Source organism: Methylophaga sp. UBA1464 (genome assembly GCF_002325665.1).
In the GTDB taxonomy this organism is placed as follows: Bacteria; Pseudomonadota; Gammaproteobacteria; order Nitrosococcales; family Methylophagaceae; genus Methylophaga.
Genome location: NZ_DCSO01000033.1, coordinates 1 through 4,164, shown reverse-complemented (window position 1 = coordinate 4,164; position 4,164 = coordinate 1). Strand labels below are relative to the sequence as shown.

6 protein-coding genes and 1 pseudogene are annotated in these 4,164 nt (G+C 48.2%); all 7 read left to right on the top strand.

Going from position 1 to position 4,164, the window contains the following annotated elements:
- Positions 1-345 (top strand): annotated as a pseudogene (locus tag B3O33_RS03425) (urea ABC transporter permease subunit UrtC); the annotation flags it as partial.
- The gene (gene urtD, locus B3O33_RS03420) at positions 345-1,091 is read left to right on the top strand and encodes an urea ABC transporter ATP-binding protein UrtD (protein WP_292360842.1); all 747 of its coding nucleotides are present in this window, start codon (positions 345-347) and stop codon (positions 1,089-1,091) included. The pseudogene B3O33_RS03425 and the gene urtD, both read left to right, overlap by 1 nt.
- 21 nt (positions 1,092-1,112) lie before the next feature.
- A complete protein-coding gene (urtE, locus tag B3O33_RS03415; protein WP_292360839.1) occupies positions 1,113-1,802 on the top strand; it encodes an urea ABC transporter ATP-binding subunit UrtE in 690 nt (229 codons plus the stop codon).
- Between the two features lie 121 nt (positions 1,803-1,923).
- Complete coding sequence (locus B3O33_RS03410; protein WP_292360837.1) at positions 1,924-2,814, top strand: urease accessory protein UreD; 891 nt, start codon at positions 1,924-1,926, stop codon at positions 2,812-2,814.
- A 24-nt stretch (positions 2,815-2,838) separates the two neighbouring features.
- Positions 2,839-3,141, top strand: a complete 303-nt coding sequence (gene ureA / locus B3O33_RS03405; protein WP_292360835.1) for an urease subunit gamma — start codon at positions 2,839-2,841, stop codon at positions 3,139-3,141.
- Between the two features lie 11 nt (positions 3,142-3,152).
- Positions 3,153-3,458, top strand: a complete 306-nt coding sequence (locus B3O33_RS03400) for an urease subunit beta (RefSeq protein WP_292360834.1) — start codon at positions 3,153-3,155, stop codon at positions 3,456-3,458.
- The coding region (locus B3O33_RS03395; RefSeq protein ID WP_292362932.1) for an urease subunit alpha at positions 3,458-4,164 on the top strand (707 nt) is incomplete at its 3' end. The genes B3O33_RS03400 and B3O33_RS03395, both read left to right, overlap by 1 nt.

Below are 4,164 nucleotides of genomic sequence, written 5' to 3'. Positions count from 1 at the left end.
TTTATGTCACCGTCGTTTGTCGGCATTGTGCCGTCTATTGAAATGGTTATCTTTGCTGCTGTCGGTGGGCGCATGTCATTGATTGGTGTGGTCTACGGCACCCTGCTGGTCAATTATGGCAAAACGGCTTTTTCTGAAACGTTCCCTGAATTGTGGTTATTCCTGATGGGCGGATTGTTTATTGCCGTGGTCATGTTCTTCCCGAATGGACTGGCCGGCATCTGGAATAAATACGCGCCCAAAGTCCCTTTCCTTCGGCCTTTATTAGCTGGCTCGAAAAAAGCGGAGAGCAAAACCGAACCGGCCAAAATTGAATCCGAACCGACGACTGAGGGAGCCAAATAATGACTACCACAACTGATTTTTTGCTGGCAATTGAAGATTTGACGGTATCGTTTGATGGCTTCAAGGCCGTGGATGCACTAACCATGTATATCGATAAAAATGAACTGCGGGTGATTATCGGTCCCAACGGGGCCGGTAAGACCACCCTGCTGGATTTGATTTGCGGTAAAACCAAAGCCAGTTCCGGCTCAATTCAGTTCAAAAATGCCGAAATGACCAAACAGGCCGAACATCAAATTGTTCGTGCCGGTATCGGGCGTAAGTTCCAGACGCCTTCAATCTATGAAAACCTGACGGTGTATCAGAATTTGGAAGTGTCCTATCCCGAAGGCCGTGGCGTATTCGGCAGTCTGTTTTTCAAAACCACCGAGCAAGTCATTAATCGTGTGAACGAAGTAGCCAAAGAAATTCAGCTGGATAAATTTCTGGATACCGAAGCGGCCATTCTCAGTCATGGTCAGAAACAGTGGCTGGAAATTGGCATGCTCCTGATGCAAGACCCGGAATTATTGATGCTGGATGAGCCGGTCGCCGGCATGAGTGCCAAGGAGCGGGACGAAACGGCAGAATTGCTGAATCGAATCTGTGAAAATCGGGCGGTGATTGTGATTGAGCATGATATGGAGTTCGTCAAGAAAATCGCCCGTAAGGTCACGGTTTTGCATCAGGGGAAAATCCTGGCTGAAGGTCCGATGGACAAGGTTCAGGCGGATGAAAAGGTCATTGAAGTCTATCTTGGGCATTGATTATAAGCTGGGAGATTAACCATGTTTGAAGTAGAAAATTTGCAGGTGAGTTACGGTCAAAGCCAGGTTATTCATGACATCAGCTTTAAAGCCGAACAAAATGAAACGCTGGCCATTATGGGGCGTAATGGCATGGGTAAGACGACACTGTTTAAATCGCTGATGGGGATTCTGCCCAGCCAGTCTGACAAGGTCAGTATTGGAGGAGTAGAGGTCGGTAGTATGGAGAGTCACAGCCGGGTAGCAAACGGCATCGCTTATGTTCCACAGGGACGCATGATATTTCCGACACTGACCGTTCAGGAAAATATCGAAACCGGTTTACAGGTATCGAAAATGAAACATATTCCTGATGAGATCTTTGCGTTATTTCCGGTCCTGCACGACATGCGTCATCGTAAGGGCGGTAACCTGTCAGGTGGTCAGCAACAGCAATTGGCGATTGCCAGGGCCTTGGTGACCAATCCTAAAGTGTTGCTATTGGATGAACCGACGGAAGGCATTCAACCTTCAATCATCAAAGATATTGCCAAGGTGTTAAATGAAATTCGTAAAATGCGTGAAATTACCATTATTGTCTCCGAGCAGGTATTGAGTTTCACCATGGAAATCGCTGACCGTATTATCGTGATTGAAAAAGGTAAATTCATTCATGAAGATATGCGTGCCGACGTTGATGCCGACACGATAAAGAAATATTTGACGGTTTAAGACAAATGTTATTAGGGTCTGTTGATATTTCAGGTTTTACAACAAAGGCGACTATGAAAGATCAACAGATCCAGGCAGACAAATATGCTTATCAATGTCCAACATGAAGGAGAGTGTTGGCATGAATGTGCGCTCAGAAGCAGCTTTACCGTTAACCCGACAAATTGAAAAACCTGCAATTAATCAGTTGATGACTGGCTGGGATGCCAGCCTGAAACTGATATTTGATAGCCGCTCTGCTAAAACCATCCTGGCCCGTCGTCAGCATCATGGGCCGTTGGTGATTCAAAAAATTCTCTATCCCGAAGGTAACAATCCGGCACATGGTGTCATTATTCATCCTCCCGGTGGAGTGGCGGGTGGCGATAATCTGCAGTTAACAGTCGAAATGCAATCCGAATCATCTGCTCTTTTAACCACTCCGGGTGCAACAAAATGGTATAAATCAGCCGGTCGCCGAGCCAGTCAACATATTGACATGACGTTGAGCGAAGATAGTCAGCTGGAATGGTTGCCGCAGGAAAATATCGTGTTCGATGGCGCCGATGTGGCGTTAACAACCCGGATTCAACTGAGTGATAATGCTGTGTTTGCCGGATGGGAAGTGGTTTGTCTGGGTAGACAAGCCAGTGGCGAACGCTGGAATAGTGGACGTTTCCGCCAACAATTAACCATTAAACGTGATAACAAACTGATCTGGAATGAAACCGCATTGCTGAAACCCGATAGCGCCTTATTAACATCGATTGCCGGATTACGATCTCAGGTGGTATTTGGCAGTTTTGTGGTGGCTGCGAGTAACACGCCTGCTGAGATCCTGCAGCAATGTCAGCAGATTACCCTTGATTCGTCGGCAAAATATGGTGTGTCGGCGTTGCCAGACATTTTTACCGCACGTTATATCGGGCCGTGCGCCCAGGAAGCTAAAGTTTATTTTGAAAAATTATGGCACTGCTTGCGTCCCTGGTATGGCAAACGTGATGCTGTTCGTCCCCGTATCTGGTCGACCTAGAGAGATGAATAAGGTAATAAAGCAATGGAACTGACCCCTAGAGAAAAAGATAAATTACTGATTTTTACCGCGGCACTGTTAGCTGAAAGACGAAAAAACCGTGGTGTAAAACTGAATTATCCCGAAGCGGTTGCCTATATTTCTGCTGCGATTATGGAGGGGGCACGAGATGGCCGAACGGTTGCTGAACTGATGGATTTTGGCGCGACATTGCTGACACGGGATGACGTGATGGAGGGCATTGCGGAAATGCTGCCGGAAATACAAGTCGAAGCGACATTCCCTGATGGCACCAAACTGGTGACCGTGCATAACCCGATTATCTGAGGACACTGACAATGATTCCAGGTGAAATGCGAGTAAAAGCGGGCGATTTGCAGATGAATGTAGATCGTGATCGGGTCACAATCGATGTGTCTAACAGTGGCGACCGACCGGTACAGATTGGTTCTCACTATCATTTTTTTGAAGTCAATGATGCGTTGCAATTTGATCGGCAACTGGCTTATGGATTCCGTTTGAATATTGCGCCGGGTACCGCTGTCCGGTTTGAGCCGGGCCAGACCCGCACCATTGAATTGGTGGCGTTATCCGGTTTACGTCATGTTTACGGCTTTGCCGGCCGCGTTATGGGAGCCTTGTGATGAGTCTTAAAATTGATCGGCAAGCCTATGCCGAAATGTTTGGCCCCACGGTGGGCGATAAGGTCCGACTGGCCGATACCGAGTTATGGCTTGAAGTCGAGCAGGACCTCACTACCTATGGTGAAGAGGTCAAGTTTGGCGGTGGCAAGGTCATACGTGATGGCATGGGGCAATCCCAGCTGGTCGCCAGTGAAGTCGCCGATACCGTGATTACCAATGCACTGATTATTGATGCAGTGACGGGCATTATCAAAGCCGATGTGGCGATTAAAGACGGCCATATCTGGGCCATTGGCAAAGCCGGTAATCCGGATATTCAACCCAATGTCACCATCCCGATTGGTGCCGGTACCGAAATTATTGCCGGTGAAGGCATGATCCTCACGGCTGGCGGCATTGACAGTCATATTCACTGGATCTGCCCGCAACAGATTGAAGAAGCCTTAATGTCCGGCATTACCACCATGCTGGGTGGCGGCACCGGACCGGCAACCGGAACCTATGCCACCACCTGTACACCCGGACCCTGGCATATTCACCGGATGCTGGAAGCGGCTGAAGCCTTTCCAATGAATCTGGGCTTTTTCGGTAAAGGCAATGTGTCTCAGCCACAACCCGCCAGAGAACAGGTTGAAGCCGGTGTTATCGGTCTGAAATTACATGAAGACTGGGGCACCACACCTGCGGCCATTGATAACTGTTTGTC

Coding starts and splice junctions, on each gene's coding strand:
- urtD (WP_292360842.1), top strand. CDS start 345: ATGACTACCACAACTGATTTTTTGCTGGCAATTGAAGATTTGACGGTA.
- urtE (WP_292360839.1), top strand. CDS start 1,113: ATGTTTGAAGTAGAAAATTTGCAGGTGAGTTACGGTCAAAGCCAGGTT.
- B3O33_RS03410 (WP_292360837.1), top strand. CDS start 1,924: ATGAATGTGCGCTCAGAAGCAGCTTTACCGTTAACCCGACAAATTGAA.
- ureA (WP_292360835.1), top strand. CDS start 2,839: ATGGAACTGACCCCTAGAGAAAAAGATAAATTACTGATTTTTACCGCG.
- B3O33_RS03400 (WP_292360834.1), top strand. CDS start 3,153: ATGATTCCAGGTGAAATGCGAGTAAAAGCGGGCGATTTGCAGATGAAT.